The organism is Actinokineospora xionganensis (assembly GCF_014323725.1).
Taxonomy (GTDB): Bacteria; Actinomycetota; Actinomycetes; order Mycobacteriales; family Pseudonocardiaceae; genus Actinokineospora; species Actinokineospora xionganensis.
In genome coordinates, this window is record NZ_JABVED010000005.1 from 79,815 (window position 1) to 94,737 (window position 14,923).

Here is a 14,923-nt window from a genome sequence, read left to right on the forward strand (position 1 = left end):
TCCCGCCATTCCCCGACGCCGAAGCCCTCCTGGAGGTCGGTTCATGCTGTCTGCCTCCTGGGCGCTGGCGGGTGCCGGGTTCCGCCGCTACGCCACCTACCGGCAGGCCACCGTCGCGGGCATTTTCACCAACTCGGTGTTCGGGTTCCTGCGCTGCTACGTGCTGCTCGCTGTCGCGGCGGGCACGGCGGCGGGCGTCGCCGGGTACACCGGTCCACAGCTCGCCACCTACGTGTGGGTCGGACAGGGGATGCTCGCCGTGGTCAACAGTTGGACGATGCTCGACTTGGCCGACCGGGTCCGCTCCGGCGACATCACCGCCGACCTGCTGCGCCCTATCGATCCACTGTGGACATACCTCTGGACCGACCTCGGCCGGGCCGGGTTCGCGATGCTGACCCGCTTCGCCGCGCCACTGGTCGTCGGCGCACTCGCGTTCGAGCTCTACGCGCCAGCGCACGCCGTGACCTACGTGCTGTTCGCCGTGTCGATCGTGCTCGCGGTGGTGGTCGGCTTCGCCTGCCGCTACCTCGTCGGACTGACCGCGTTCTGGCTGCTCGATATCCGGGGCGTGTCGATGATCTGGGTCTTCCTGTCCGGCGTGGGCAGCGGCCTGTACTTCCCGTTGGCCCTGCTGCCGGACTGGCTCAGCACGTTCCTGTGGATCGGCACGCCCTTCGCGTCCCTGCTGCAGGGCCCACTCGACATCCTGGTCGAGCGTGGCGGGCCGGAGATCCTCGCCCTGCAGCTGTTCTGGGCCGTGGCGCTGCTGTGGGCGTGCCGGGTCGTGCAGGCCAGGGCGGTCGCGAAGCTGGTGATCCAAGGTGGGTAGGGCGGCGGTGTACGGACACGTGCTTCGCGCGCAGATCCGCAGCCAGACGCAGTATCGGATGTCGTTCGTGGTCGAGGTCATCGGCAGTGTGGTGATCAACGGGCTCGACCTCGCCACGGTGTTCGTCCTGTTCTCGGTCGCGGGCAGTCTCGGCGGCTTCGGCGGCACGGAGGTCCTCCTGCTCACGACACTGTCGGCGTGCGCGTTCGCCGTGGCCGACCTGGTCGTCGGCAACGCCGACAAGCTGCGCGACTACGTCCGCACCGGGTTGTTCGACACGCTGCTGCTGCGCCCGCTCTCGGCCCTGTGGCAGCTGCTCGCGGTCAACTTCGCGCCACGCCGGGTCGGCCGGGCGGTTCAGGGGCTCGTCCTCTACGTCGTGGCCCTGGCGATCGCCGACATCGACTGGGACCTCGCGCGGGCCGTGTACGCGGTCGGCGCGCCTGTCGCCGGCGCCGTGTTCTTCGGCAGCTTCTTCATCGCGGGCTCCACGGTGGCCTTCTGGTGGGTGGAGTCCGGCGAGATGGCCAACGCGTTCACCTACGGCGGCAAGGACTTCAGCGCATATCCGTCCACAATGTACGATGGCTGGTTCCGTACGGTCTTCGCGAGCGCCCTGGGGTTTGGCTTCGTCGCCTACCTGCCCACCCTCGCGCTGGTCGGCCGGGCGGACCCGCTTGGCGCCCCGGACTGGCTGCGCTGGTGCTCGCCGGTCACCGCGCTGATCGCCGCCGCGCTCGCCGCCCTGTTCTGGCGCACGGGCGTCCGCCACTACCGAAGTACGGGGTCATGATCATCTCAGCATCGGGTCTGCGCAAGGACTTCACGGTCAACCGCAAGGTGGGCAGGCTGCGCCGGGAGCGGCACGTCGTGTCCGCGGTGGACGGCGTCGACCTCACCGTGCGCAGGGGCGAGCTGCTCGGCTACATCGGGCCCAACGGCGCGGGGAAGTCCACGACGCTCAAGATGCTCACCGGTGTGCTGACGCCCAGCGCGGGGGAGGTGCGGGTGTGCGGGCTCGAACCGGTCGCCAAGCGCACCACGCTCGCCCGCCGCATCGGTGTCGTCTTCGGGCAGCGGTCCCAGCTGTGGTGGGACCTGCCGCTGGCCGAGTCGTTCGACCTGCTCCGGCACATCTACCAGGTTCCCGCCGCCGACCACGCCGCCCGGCTCGCCCGATGCACCGACCTGCTGGGCCTGGCCGAGTTCGCCCGCACCCCGGTCCGCCAGCTGTCCCTTGGTCAGCGGATGCGCGGCGAGCTGACCGCGGCCCTTTTGCACGGGCCTGAGGTGCTGTTCCTCGACGAGCCCACGATCGGCCTTGACGTGCTCAGCAAACAGGCCGTCCGCGAGTTCCTCGGTGAACTCGACCAGCGCGGCGACACCACCGTCGTGCTCACCACCCACGACCTCGCCGACATCGAGAAGCTCTGCAAGCGGCTGGTGGTGATCGACCACGGCCGGGTCGTCCACGACGGCACCCTCGACGCCCTGCACGCCCGCTACGGCTCGCGGCGCACCATCGTCGCCGACCTCGACGCCGACTGGCCCGCGGACGTGTGCCTGCCCGGCGCGTCCGTGGTGTCGGTCGAGGGCAGACGGGTCACCCTGGAGCTGAACGGCACCACCGCGGGCGAGGTTGTCGCCGCGCTGGCCAAGGCCGTGCCGCTGCGCGACCTGTCCGTGCGGGAGCCGCAGATCGAGGACGTGGTGGCGCGGCTCTACCGGCGGGACTGAGCCAGCTCGACGGCCACCTCGGCGGCCACGCGGGTGTTGTCGGCGACGAGTTCGATGTTCGCGGTGAGGCTCGCGCCCGCGCTGGCGGTGTGGAAGTGCTCCAGCAGCACCGGGGTGACGTTCTTGCCGCGGATGTCGCGCCGCTTGAGCAGGTCCATGCCGTCCTGCAGCAGCCGGTCGTGCAACTCGCGGTCGAGTTCGTGCTCCACCGGGATCGGGTTGACCAGCAGCACGCCCGCGCCGCCCGGGACGTGCGTGCGGTGCGCGTCGATCACCGCGGCCGCGTCGGCCGGGGTGTCGACCCGCCACGGCACCGGGAAGGCCGAGACGCGCAGGTAGAACGCCGGGAAGGCGTCGGTGCGGTAGCCGAGGACGGGGACCGAGCGGGTCTCCAAGACCTCGACCGTGGCGGCGATGTCGAGCACCGACTTCACCCCGGAGCACACCACCACGACGGGTGTCGTGGACAGGACGTCCAGGTCGGCGGAGACGTCCCAGGCCGCCGCCCCGCGCGGGAGAGTGAGGTGGACGCCGCCGAGGCCGCCGGTCGCGAACACGCCGATGCCCGCCTGGTGGGCGAGGGTGGCGGTGCTCGCCACCGTGGTCGCGCCGTCGCGGCCGAGCGCGAGGGCCGGGCCCAGGTCGCGCCGGGAGAGCTTGACCAGGCCGGAGTCCTCGGCGCACACCCGGTCGAGGTCGGCGTCGGTGAGCCCGATCCGGGCCTTGCCGTCGAGCACGGCGATCGTCGCGGGCACCGCCCCGGATTCGCGGACCACCCGCTCCAGCCGGACACCGACCTCGTGGTTGCGCCCCGCGGGCAGCCCATGCGCCAGCAACGTGCTTTCCAACGCGACGACAGCGCGCCCCTCAGCCAACGCGTCCGCGACCTCATCGGACAGGACCAGATGATCAGTGCTCAGTTCACTCACCCACCGATCATCCACCACCCCACCCGCGAGTCCGGTCGCGAGTCCAACGTTCAGAACAGCGAGTCCAACGTTCGGCACATCCCCAGTTCCAGCTCAGGTGGCGTGGGACGGAAGTTGATGTTCCGAACGTTGGACTCGCTGTTCTGAACGTTGGACTCGCGACCGGACTCGCGGGTTAGTCGAAGATGGCGCGGGGGGCGGCGACCTGGTGGAACCAGGCTTCGAGCTGCTTTTCCCAGTTGTTCTGCGCGAGGGTCGCGTTCTGTACGACGAAGCTCCCGAGCATCGATTGGTTGCGCGACCCGAGCCCGCCGCCCTTGGCGACCCGGACCTTCTTCACCACGTCAAGCACCACCTGCACGTCCTGCGGGCGGGCCAGGAAGGTGACCGTCACCTCGGCGAACGCCTGCGCGAACACGGGGGAGGCAGTGAAGGTGATCTCCTGGAAGAAGGGAAGCTGCTGGTCGACGCCGTCGAGTCGGTTCTTCTCCAGGTTCGCCCCGCGGAACTGAAACCCGATCCGGCTCATCGCGTCGAGGATGCGGTGCTGGGCGGGCAGCGGTTCGACGGGGATGGCGTCGACGTCCTGCGGGTCGACGACACTGCCCGCGAGGTCGAGGTTCGTCTGCAGGCCCACGGCCATGCCCGTGAGGTGCTTGCCCAGGACCGAGGTGATCGGCGTCTCCCAGGGCAGCTGCACCTCGAACGGCACGGTGATCTGCGAACCGGCGCGGATCAGTTCGCGCCCCGCCAGGTGCACCGACTGCACGGGCAGGTCGGCGGTCGTGTTGCCGGTCTCCACCCGGGCCAACACCGACACCCCGAGCGACTCGACCTGCTGGTCGACCTGACCACCGGTCAGGAGCACCTCGCCACGCAGCGTGCCGCCGGGACGCACGGCCGGGTCGATGATGCGGGCGTCCACTTTCGCGCCACCCGAGCCCAAGCTCGCCAACACCTTCTGGAACATGCGCGCATCCTGCCGGCCCGCGGACCGTGTACGCACGATTTTGACCCGATGTTGCATCATGGACAGGTGAGCGCACCCACCCAGACGCGGCCTGATGTCGACACCAGCCCCGAGGGCACCGACACCACCAGCGACGACACCCCCAAGATGTTCCACTACGTCAAGAAGAACAAGATCGCCGAAAGCGCGATCATGGGCTCCATGGTCGTAGCGCTGTGCGGTGAGGTCTTCCCGGTGACGAAGGCGGCCAAGCCCGGCTCCCCGGTCTGCCCGGACTGCAAGAAGATCTACGAGCGGATGAAGGGCTGACGGAGCCCTCGATGCGGACCTGGTGACCGACGACATCGGCCACCAGGCCAAAGCTGCTCAACCCTCCTCTTCGGCAGGGGCATGAGCCGCCTGCCCATGAACGGCGGCATGGCCATGGTCGCGTTCGTGGCGGTCGGTGTCGCAGGAAAACGCAACAGGCACCAGATGGCGCAACCTGCACGCGCGAAAGCGGGCCCCGACAATGTCGAGGCCCGCTTCACGTCAAAGATCAGGCGTCGCCGGAAACCAGCGCCTCCCGCTTGAGCGCGTGCTTGGCCGACCGCTTGGCCTTCCGCTTGTCCTTGCGGTTCTCGACCATCGTGTACAGCGTCGGAACCAGCACCAGCGTCAGCAGCGTCGAGCTGAGCAGTCCGCCGATCACCACCAGCGCCAGTGGTTTCCCGATGAATCCGCCCTGGCCGGTCAGCCCCAGCGCCATCGGCAACAGGGCGAAGATCGTTGCCGCGGCCGTCATCAGGATCGGGCGCAGACGCCTGCGGCCGCCCTCGATGACCGCGTCCCGCACGCTCATGCCTTCGGCCCGGTACTGGTTCACCAGGTCGATCAACACGATCGCGTTGGTGACCACGATGCCGACCAGCATCAGCATGCCGATCAGCGCGGGCAGACCCAGCGGTGTGCCCGTGATCAGCAGCAGGCCGATCGCGCCGGTCGCGGCGAACGGGATGGACACCAGCAGGATGAGCGGCTGGATCAGGCTGCGGAACGTCGCCACCATGATCAGGAAGACGATCGCGATGGCCGCGAGCATGGCCAGCCCCAGGTCGCCGAACGTCTCGGCCTGGTCGGCGCTGACGCCGCCGATCTCGTAGTTCGCGCCGCCCTTGAGCTGGACACTGTCGAGCCGGGATTTCAGGTCCTTGGTCAGCTTGCCCAGGTCGGCCTCGGTGGACTTGGCAGTCACGGTCGCGCTGCGGTCACCGCCGAGTCGGCGGACCTGGACCGGCCCGTCGACGGTGGACACCTGGGCGATCTCGCCGAGGGTGACCACACCGGTGGCGCTCGGCAGCGCAAGCGCCCGCAGCGCGGCGACGTCGGTGGGTGCCGTGCCGGTGCGCAGCACGATGTCGTGCCGGGTGTTGCCGATCGGCAGTTCCGCGACCGGCACGCCGCGCAGTGCCTGTGCGGCGAACTGTCCGACGGCCTGTGTGCTCAGCCCGCGCGCCGCGGCGGCCTGCTGGTCGACGATGACCTGGACCCGGGGCGAACTCTTCGCCAAATCATTGGCGACTTCGCTCAGACCCGGAACGTCCGCCACCGCCTTCTCGACCGTGTCCGCCGCGACCTGCAAGGACTCCGCGTCCGGCGCGGTCACGACGATCTGGACGCCTTCGGTGGAGAACCCGGTGGCCTCGGCGCCGAACTTGACCACCCCGCTGTCCGGCACGGCCTTGAGTCGGTCGGCCAGCCGCGCCTTCAGAGCGGTGAGGTCGGTGCCCTCGCGAACGGTGGCGTTGATGGTGTTGGTGCCGTTGCTCGCGAGCCCGAACCCGGCGAAGGTGTCGTCGTTGCCGACGGTGACCTGGTAGACCTCGATCTCGTCGGCCGAGGCGAGGACCGTTTCGAGCTTCTTCGCCGCCGCGTCCCGAGCCTGCAGGCTCGACCCGGGCGGCAGTTCCTGCGACATCTGCAGGGCGGTGCCGTTCGACTCGTCGAGGAAGTTGGTCTCCAGCCTGCTCGCCAGGCCGAGCGTGCCGCCGAAGATCAGTACCGCGATGAGCACCGTGATCCACCGACGAGTGGTGGCGAAGTGCAGCACCGGGACATAGGCGCGCTGCAGCGGACTGCGCCGCTCTTTGTCCACCGCCGCGACGCGGACGGCCTCAGCGGCCTCGGGGTCGGCGGGCACCGGCGGACGGCGGAGGAACCAGAAGGCCAACACCGGCACGATCGTCAGCGACACCAGGAGCGAAGCGAGCAGCGCGACTGTGACCGTGATCGAGAACGGCCGGAACAGCTCGCCGGCGATCCCGCTGACGAATGCGATCGGGAGGAAGACCGCGACCGTGGTGAGTGTGGACGCCGTGACCGCCCCGGCGACCTCGCGGGTGCCGTCGAGCACCGCGCGGTCCTTCTCCTCGCCGTAGGCGAGGTGGCGTTTGATGTTCTCCAGCACGACGATCGAGTCGTCGACCACCCGGCCGATGGCGATCGTCAGGCCGCTGAGGGTGAGCAGGTTCAGCGACAGATCGCCGGCCCACAGTGCGAGCAGCGCGACCAGCACCGACAGTGGGATCGACACCGCGGTGACCAACGTGGACCGCAGCGACAACAGGAAAAGCAGGATCACGGCAACGGCGAACAGCAGGCCGAGCAGACCCTCGGTGGTCAGGCCCCCGATGGCCTTCTCCACCTCAGGGCCTTGGTCGTAGGCCACCGTCAGTGGTGTCTGGGCCTTCTTGCTCAGGTCGTCGAGCTTGCCGCGGACCGCCTTGGAGATCTCCACGGCGTTGCCGTCAGCGGTCATCGTCACCATCACGCCGAGGGTGGGCCTGCCGTCCGTGCGCGTGATCACCGTGGTCTCGGCGAGACCCTGCTCGACCGTCGCGACGTCGGCGAGTCGGACCGGTGCGCCGCGAGAGGGGAGCACGAGTGCCCGGAGATCGTCCGCGGACTTGAGCGGGCCGCCGATTTGCACGGTCAGCGTGCGTTCGCCTTCGGCGACCGAGCCCACGGGCAGCGGCTTGCCCGCGGAGGACAGCGCCCCCGTGAGTGCCGCGGGGTCCACCTGGGCAGCGGCGAGCTTGGCGTAGTCGACGGTCACGTTGATCGTTTCCGACCTGGTGCCGGTGATCGACGCGCCGCGCACGCCGGGGATCTCCTCGATGCCCGGCAGGACCTCGGTGCGCAGCCCGCGCACCGTCGCGGCCTCGTCCGCGCCGGTGCCCGCGGCGAGGATCACGACTGGGATGTCGTCGAAATTGCCCTGCGCCACCGTCGGCTCGACGCCTGCGGGCAGGACCGGCCGCAAGCGGTTGACCGCCTGCTGCAGCTGGCTCACCGCCGCGTCGATGTCCGTCCCGTAGTCGAACAGGACCTGGACCGACGCCGAGCTCTCACCGGACCGGGTGGTGACCTCGTCCACTCCGGACACTCCGCGCAGCGCGCCCGCGATGGGCTCGGCCACCTCACTGTCCACAATGTCCGGTGAGGCGCCCGGGTATGGCGCGATCACCACCGCGGCGGGCAGTTGGACCGACGGCAGAAGCTGCTGCTTGAGCGATGGCAGCGCGATGGCGCCGAAGCCGATGATCACCAAGCTGAGCAGGCCGACCAGACCGCGGTTGGCCAGGCTCAGGCGAGCCAGCACTGACATGTGATCCCCTCGTGAGAAACACCGGCACCCCCGCGCCGGGAAGACGAGATCATGGTGTCACGATCGGCAGCGGACCGACTCGGTCCAAGGTCTGAGTTCGCGTCATCCTTTGGTATGACAGACCTGCTCAGTGCGTCGAGCGCTCGGAAGTCTCGGAAGCCTTCGAAGCCTCGGTGTCCGCGGCAGCGGCGCTGACAGCGGTGTCAGCGGTGTCAGTGGCGTCAGTGGCGTCCTTGTCGGACCTGAGCTGCACCGCCGCCCGCTCGATCTCGAGCCTGCGCCACTTGCGGCGCTGCCTGCGGGTCATGTGCGCGGGCCACATGTCCTGGATCGCGGCGTTGAAGTACGCGCCGATCACCACCGCGAGCCCGATGAAGAAGGCGAACAGCAGGAACGCGATCGGTGTGGCCAGCGCGCCGTAGGTGTAGCCGGTGGTGGTGATCCAGCTGATGTAGAGCCGCAGGCCGATGCTGGTGAGCAGGAAGACCACCATCGCCAGGATCGCGCCCGGCAGGCCGCGGTGCCACGGCAGCTTGCGTGGCAGTGCCAACTTGTAGAGCGTGGCGAGCGCCAGCACCAGCAGCAGACCGATGATCGGGTAGTAGGTGATGTCCACCCAGGACGAGATCGTCCCCCGCCACGAGGTGGGGAACAGCTTGGGCAGCAGGTCCGGTCCCAGCGCCAGCACCGGCAGCCCGATGACCAGCAGCACCAGGCTCAGCATGTAGAGCAGCAGCGCGAAGATCCGCTGCCACACCTCGTTGCGCACGCCGTACTGCCCGTGCGCGACCGTGATCGCGTCGACGAACGACGACATGGCCGACGATCCGGCCCATAGGGATATGAGAAAACCCACCGACACGATCTCGCCACGCCCGACCGTGAGGATGTCGGAGACGGTCGGCTGGATGATCTGCGTCACGACGCTCTCGCTGAACGCGGTGCGCGAGATCTCGATGATGTCGGCCTCGACGGCGTTGATCACGTCCTTGCCGAACCAGTCCGCGACGTAACCGAGGCTGCCCAGCAGGCCGAGGAGCAGCGGCGGCAGCGACAGGATCTGCCAGAACGCGGCCTCCGCGGCCTCGGAGAACAGGTTGCCGCCCCATGCCTTGGACAGCGTCCGGGAGATCAACCGCCACGCGCCGCGGCGCTCGTCGGTCGCCGCGGGGACGGCGTCGGTCCCGTTCTTGGGTATGGGCTGGTCACTCATGGCGGTGCCAAGCATGGTCCATCCGCGCGCGATCGGCGGTATCACTCGCGGATCGTTACCTCCGTGTCGCGGGGTGAGCGATCTTGGACCGGCGGACGGTATTCTCGCTGTCGCCCTCAACGTCGTCCGCTGAGGGCATTCGTCTGTTCACGGAAGGGGGCTGGGGGATCTCGTGACCCGGGCCGAGGTGCAACCGGAGTCTCAGGCGACCTCTTCGGCGCGACCGCTGCGTGACTGGCAGCGCCGCGCGCTGACGAAGTACCTGGCCCGCCGCCCCAAGGACTTCCTCGCCGTGGCGACCCCGGGTGCGGGCAAGACGGTCTTCGGACTGCGAGTCGCCGCCGAGTTGCTCGCGGATCGCACGGTCGAGCGGCTCACGATCGTCGCCCCCACCGAGCACCTCAAGCACCAGTGGGCGCAGTCGGCCGCCGCCGCGGGCATCCCGATCGACCCGAACTTCACCAACTCGATGGGCCAGACCTCCACCGACTACGTGGGCGTCGCCGTCACCTACGCGCAGGTCGCCGCCCATCCGAGTCTGCACCGCGTGCGCACCGAGCAGCGCAAGACGCTGGTGATCCTCGATGAGATCCACCACGGTGGCGACGCCAAGAGCTGGGGCGACGCGGTCCGCGAGTCCTTCACCCCGGCCGTGCGCAGGCTGAGCCTGACCGGGACCCCGTTCCGCTCGGACGACTCGCCGATCCCGTTCATCGACTACGAGCCCGACGGCGCCGGGTTCATGCGCAGCAAGGCCGACCACACCTACGGCTACGCCGACGCCCTGCGTGACGGCGTCGTCCGCCCGGTGATCTTCCTGGCCTACTCCGGTGAGGCGAGCTGGCGCAACAGCGCGGGTGAGGAGTTCACCGCCCGGCTGGGCGAGCCGCTGACCACCGAGCAGACCGCCCGGGCCTGGCGCACCGCGCTCGACCCCGACGGGGAGTGGATCCCCGCGGTGCTCGGCGCCGCCGACATGCGGTTGAACCAGCTGCGCGAGGGCGGCGTCCCCGACGCGGGCGGGCTGGTGATCGCCTCGGACCACGTCACGGCGAAGGCGTACGCCAAGATTCTGCACACCCTGACCGGCGACGAGCCGACCCTGGTGCTGTCGGACGACCCGAAGGCCTCGGGCCGCATCGCCGAGTTCGGCGAGTCGACCGACCGCTGGATGGTCGCGGTCCGCATGGTGAGTGAGGGCGTCGACGTGCCGCGCCTGGCCGTGGGGGTCTACGCGACCAGCGCGTCCACCCCGCTGTTCTTCGCCCAGGCGATCGGCCGGTACGTCCGGGCGCGCAGGCCGGGGGAGACGGCGAGCGTCTTCCTGCCGTCGGTGCCGGTGCTGCTCGACCTGGCCAGCCAGCTGGAGGCCGAGCGCGACCACGTCCTGGGCAAGCCGCATCGGGAGAAGGACGGCTGGGACGACCAGCTCCTCGCCGACGCCAACCGGACCAAGGACGAACTCGGCGAGGAGGAGAAGGCGTTCACCTCGCTGGGCGCCTCCGCCGAACTCGATCAGGTGATTTTCGACGGCTCCTCATTCGGCACGGCGGTGTTCGCCGGGTCCGCCGAGGAACAGGAGTATCTCGGGTTACCGGGTCTCCTCGAACCCGAACAAGTGCGCGCGCTACTGCGCAAGCGGCAGGACACCCAGCTCGACAACCGCTCGAAGCAGGCCGCCGAGAAGGGGCCCGCGGAGCCGAAGACGGTCAAGCCGCAGAGCGTCCAGGAGCGTCTCGCGACCCTGCGAAAAGAGCTGAACGCGCTGGTGGGGATGGCCCACCACCGCACCGGCAAGCCGCACGGGATGATCCACGGCGAGCTGCGTCGCACCTGTGGCGGACCGCCCACCGCGATGGCCACCGTCGAGCAGCTCGAAGAGCGAATCGCGACGCTGCGTTCCTGGTAGTTCGTCCGCCAGTCCTCCCGCTCCACCGTCCGGCAGATGTCGACGCCGTTGCCAAAACGTGTCCGTGAATGTGCGCTGAATCGATCCAGTGTGGTTCACATCACCGCATGGTTGGACATATGTTGTGAGCCACAACATTTACCTCAGACGGTTGCCGCCCGGGCCCTGGCGGTGCGTCGACGGACTCGAAAGGGACGACCGAATGCGCAGCAAGACGCTGGCTCTGTTCGCCGCTGGTGTGGGTGTCTCCCTCGCCATGACGGCCTGTGGTGCCAATCAGGAAACTCCGTCGGGCGGCTCAGGGCAGCAGACCTCGGCAGCTCCGGCAGGCGGGATCAAGGTGGGCGTGATCCTGCCCGAGACCGCCACCTCCGCCCGCTGGGAAGGCTTCGACAAGCCGATGCTCGAGGCGGCCATGAAGGCCGAGGGGCTCGCGCCGGACATCCAGAACGCCCAAGGCGACGTGCAGAAGTTCACGACGCTGGCCGACGGGATGATCAGCCAAGGCGTGAAGGTCCTGGTCATCGCCGCCATCAACAGTGAGGTCGGGTCGGCGGTCGCGGCCAAGGCCAAGGCCCGCGGTATCCCCACGATCGACTACGACCGGCTCAACCTCGGCGGCAGCTCCGAGTACTACGTGTCCTTCGACAACGTGAAGGTCGGCGAACTGCAGGGGCAGGGCCTGGCCACCGCGCTCAAGGACAAGCCGGGCGCGCAGGTGATCGAGATCGAGGGCGCGCCGACCGACAACAACGCGACGCTCTTCCACGAGGGCCAGCAGAAGGTCCTCAAGCCGCTCTACGACTCGGGCGCGCTGAAGCTGGTGCGCAGCCAGCCGATCGACGGCTGGGACAACCAGAAGGGCGGCGCCACCTTCGAGCAGATCCTGACCGGCAACGGCGGCAAGGTCGACGGCGTCGTCGCGGCCAACGACGGCCTGGCGGGCGCGGTGATCACCGTGCTGCGCAAGAACGGCCTCAACGGCAAGGTCCCGGTCACCGGCCAGGACGCCACACCGGACGGCCTGATGGCCGTGCTGCGCGGCGACCAGTACATGACCGTGTTCAAGCCGATCAAGGACGAGGCCGAGGGCGCGGCCAAGCTCGCCGCGGCGCTGGCCAAGGGCGACAAGGCAGCCGCCGACAAGATCGCCGGACAGTCCAGTGAGGACCCCAAGGGCAGCCGCACGGTCAAGTCGCTGCTGCTCGAGCCGAAGCTGACGACCAAGGACGGCGTCAAGGAGGTCGTGACCCAGGGCTACGTCAAGGCGAGCGACATCTGCGGCGGCGACCTCGCCGCGGTCTGCGCCCAGCTCGGCATCAGCTAGTTCGACCACCAGCCCCGGCGCGGCCACGCGCCGCGCCGGGGCCCGGCCAGGAGAGCCGCCTCATGAGTGAGCTTGCGAACGAATCATCGACACAGGGCGACCACGCGTGGCTTCACCGAGCCTGCGAGGGGAAGTCATGAGTGAACCGATTCTCGAAGTGACCGGGCTCAACAAGAGCTTCGGACCCGTGCATGTGTTGCACGACGTGGATTTCACGGTCCGCGCGGGCGAAGTGACCGCCCTCGTCGGCGACAACGGCGCGGGCAAGTCCACTTTGGTCAAATGCGTCGCGGGCATCCACCCGATGGACTCGGGCATAGTGCGCTTCAACGGCGACCCGGTGTCGGTGCACGGGCCGCGCGACGCGGCCAAGCTCGGGATCGAGGTCGTCTACCAGGACCTCGCGCTCGCCGACAACCTCGACATCGTGCAGAACATGTTCCTCGGCCGTGAGCGCGGCGGCGCGTGGCTGCTCGACGAGGCGTCGATGGAGCAAGCCGCGCGCGACACCCTCGCGTCGCTGTCGGTGCGCACGGTCAAGTCGGTGCGCACGCCCGTCTCCTCGCTTTCCGGCGGCCAGCGCCAGACCGTCGCCATCGCCAAGGCCGTCCTGTGGGAGAGCAAGGTCGTGCTCCTCGACGAGCCGACCGCCGCGCTGGGCGTGGCGCAGACCCGCCAGGTGCTCGACCTGGTCCGCAGGCTCGCCGAGCAAGGCCTCGGCGTCGTCCTGATCAGCCACAACATGGCCGACGTATTCGAGGTCGCCGACCGGATCGCGACGCTCTACCTGGGTCGCATGGTCGCCGAGGTGCCCACCCGCGAGGTCACCCACGGCCAGGTCGTCGAACTGATCACCGCCGGCCGCTCGGGCGATCTCGGCCTCGCCCGCCCCGAGACCGCAACCGTCTGAGGATTCCCATGACCAACCAGCCCGTCGCCGCCAAACCCGAATCCGGTGGCGCGATCTCCGACTTCGGCATCGACACCACCACCCAGTCCACCGGTGAGGCGGTGCGTGACTTCTTCGTGCGACTGCGGTCCGGCGACCTCGGCTCGATGCCCGCGGTGCTTGGCCTCGGCGTGCTCGTCCTCTACTTCTGGACCCAGTCCGAGAGCTTCCTGACCCTGGACAACACGGCGAACCTGATCGCCCAGGGCTCCGGCAAGATGATCATCGCCATGGGTCTGGTCTTCGTCCTGTTGCTCGGCGAGATCGACCTTTCCGCGGGCACCGCGTCCGGCGTCTGCGCGGCGGTGATGGCCATGCACTACGTGCGGGCGGGCAATCTCGTCGGCGGCATGGGCTCGACGGTCTTCTACGTCTTCGTCGGCGGGATGCTCGTCGCCGCGGTGCTCGCGGTGATCATGCGGATCTGGGCGGGCGCCGTGTTCGCCATGGTCGCCGTCACGATCGCGATGCTCGGCGTGGGGCCCAACCCGTGGATCGAGATGCTGCTCGCGCTGTGCGTGGGCACCGCGATCGGCGTGATCACCGGGTTTCTGGTGTCGAAGATCGGCATGCCGTCCTTCGTGGTGACGCTGGCGCTGTTCATCACCTGGCAGGGGGTGATCCTGCAGTTCATCGGTCAGGGCGGTGTCTTCGGCATCGGCACCCAGCCTGTCCTGTTCTCCGTCGCCAACGGCAACCTGTCGGTGCTGGGCAGCTGGATCCTGTTCGCCGTCGGCATCGTCGGCTACGCGGGCGTGGTCCTCGGCGAGCACTACGTCCGGGTCAACAAGGGCCTGGTGACCGCGCCGACCCCGATCGTGGTCGGCAAGGTCGCCGCGGTCACGGTGATCGCCGCGCTCGGCACCTACGCCTTCACCCTCAACCGGTCGCCCAACGACTTCGTGGTCATCGAGGGCGTCCCGTACGTCGTGCCGATCGTCCTGGTGTTGCTCGTGATCGGCACCTACGTGCTCAACCGCACCCGGTACGGCCGCCACATCTACGCCGTCGGCGGCAACGCCGAGGCGGCCCGACGCGCGGGCATCAACGTCCCCAAGATCCGGGCGAGCGTCTTCGTGGTCTGCTCATCGGTGGCCGCGCTCGGCGCCATCGTGTACTCATCGAAGGTGGGGTCGGTCGACCCGCAGGCCGGTGGCCTCAATACGCTCCTGTTCGCCGTCGGGGCGGCGGTCATCGGCGGGACCTCGCTGTTCGGCGGGCGGGGGAAGGTCATCCACGCGGTCATCGGCGGACTGGTCCTCGCGGTCGTGGAGAACGGGCTCGGGCTGCTGCAGCAGCCCGCCGCGGTGGTCAACATCGTGACTGGACTCGTGCTGCTGCTCGCGGCGAGCGTCGACGCTCTCTCGCGGCGGCGGGCCACGGTGGCGGTCAGGTAGGGGAGGCGGGCAAC

General features: G+C 69.1%; 12 protein-coding genes. 8 read left to right on the plus strand and 4 right to left on the minus strand.

From position 1 onward, the window contains the following. Positions 1-43: 43 nt before the first annotated feature. Genes GPZ80_RS10755 through GPZ80_RS10765 form a run of 3 tightly spaced genes read left to right on the plus strand, consistent with a single transcriptional unit; the run spans position 44 to position 2,569 of the window. Positions 44-832 (plus strand): ABC transporter permease, encoded by a 789-nt coding sequence (locus tag GPZ80_RS10755; RefSeq protein WP_187220176.1) that lies wholly within the window; start codon positions 44-46, stop codon positions 830-832. A gap of 7 nt (positions 833-839) precedes the next feature. After that, a complete protein-coding gene (locus tag GPZ80_RS10760; protein ID WP_312880241.1) occupies positions 840-1,625 on the plus strand; it encodes an ABC transporter permease in 786 nt (261 codons plus the stop codon). Beyond that, positions 1,622-2,569 carry an ABC transporter ATP-binding protein gene (locus tag GPZ80_RS10765; protein ID WP_187220177.1) on the plus strand — a complete coding sequence of 316 codons (948 nt, stop codon included), beginning with the start codon at positions 1,622-1,624 and terminating at the stop codon, positions 2,567-2,569. The genes GPZ80_RS10760 and GPZ80_RS10765 overlap by 4 nt, the downstream gene beginning before the upstream one ends. Here GPZ80_RS10765 and GPZ80_RS10770 read toward each other — a convergent pair. Both GPZ80_RS10770 and GPZ80_RS10775 read right to left on the minus strand, forming a co-directional pair. Next, positions 2,554-3,498 (minus strand): pseudouridine-5'-phosphate glycosidase, encoded by a 945-nt coding sequence (locus tag GPZ80_RS10770; protein ID WP_312880242.1) that lies wholly within the window; start codon positions 3,496-3,498, stop codon positions 2,554-2,556. The two genes, GPZ80_RS10765 and GPZ80_RS10770, sit on opposite strands and share 16 nt — an antisense overlap. Positions 3,499-3,673: 175 nt before the next feature. Next, positions 3,674-4,468, minus strand: coding sequence for a sporulation protein (locus tag GPZ80_RS10775; protein WP_187220178.1), 795 nt, complete (start codon positions 4,466-4,468; stop codon positions 3,674-3,676). Between the two features lie 66 nt (positions 4,469-4,534). On the opposite strand from GPZ80_RS10775, the gene GPZ80_RS10780 reads away from it, so the two are divergent. Next, positions 4,535-4,777 (plus strand): DUF3039 domain-containing protein, encoded by a 243-nt coding sequence (locus GPZ80_RS10780; RefSeq protein WP_312880243.1) that lies wholly within the window; start codon positions 4,535-4,537, stop codon positions 4,775-4,777. Positions 4,778-5,006: 229 nt separating this feature from the next. Here the strand turns inward: GPZ80_RS10780 and GPZ80_RS10785 are convergent, their stop codons facing one another. Continuing rightward, positions 5,007-8,114, minus strand: a complete 3,108-nt coding sequence (locus tag GPZ80_RS10785) for an efflux RND transporter permease subunit (RefSeq protein ID WP_187220180.1) — start codon at positions 8,112-8,114, stop codon at positions 5,007-5,009. Between the two features lie 127 nt (positions 8,115-8,241). After that, the gene (locus GPZ80_RS10790; protein ID WP_187220404.1) at positions 8,242-9,327 is read right to left on the minus strand and encodes a YihY/virulence factor BrkB family protein; all 1,086 of its coding nucleotides are present in this window, start codon (positions 9,325-9,327) and stop codon (positions 8,242-8,244) included. A gap of 172 nt (positions 9,328-9,499) precedes the next feature. Between GPZ80_RS10790 and GPZ80_RS10795 the strand changes: the two genes are divergently transcribed. The 4 genes from GPZ80_RS10795 to GPZ80_RS10810 all read left to right on the plus strand — a co-directional run bounded on the left by GPZ80_RS10795 (position 9,500) and on the right by GPZ80_RS10810 (position 14,909). Continuing rightward, a complete protein-coding gene (locus GPZ80_RS10795) occupies positions 9,500-11,236 on the plus strand; it encodes a DEAD/DEAH box helicase (RefSeq protein WP_187220181.1) in 1,737 nt (578 codons plus the stop codon). Positions 11,237-11,438: 202 nt separating this feature from the next. Then, positions 11,439-12,563 (plus strand): sugar ABC transporter substrate-binding protein, encoded by a 1,125-nt coding sequence (locus GPZ80_RS10800; protein WP_187220182.1) that lies wholly within the window; start codon positions 11,439-11,441, stop codon positions 12,561-12,563. A 136-nt stretch (positions 12,564-12,699) separates the two neighbouring features. Continuing rightward, complete coding sequence (locus tag GPZ80_RS10805; protein WP_187220183.1) at positions 12,700-13,473, plus strand: ATP-binding cassette domain-containing protein; 774 nt, start codon at positions 12,700-12,702, stop codon at positions 13,471-13,473. 8 nt (positions 13,474-13,481) lie between these two features. Continuing rightward, a complete protein-coding gene (locus GPZ80_RS10810) occupies positions 13,482-14,909 on the plus strand; it encodes a sugar ABC transporter permease (protein ID WP_187220184.1) in 1,428 nt (475 codons plus the stop codon). Positions 14,910-14,923: the final 14 nt, after the last annotated feature.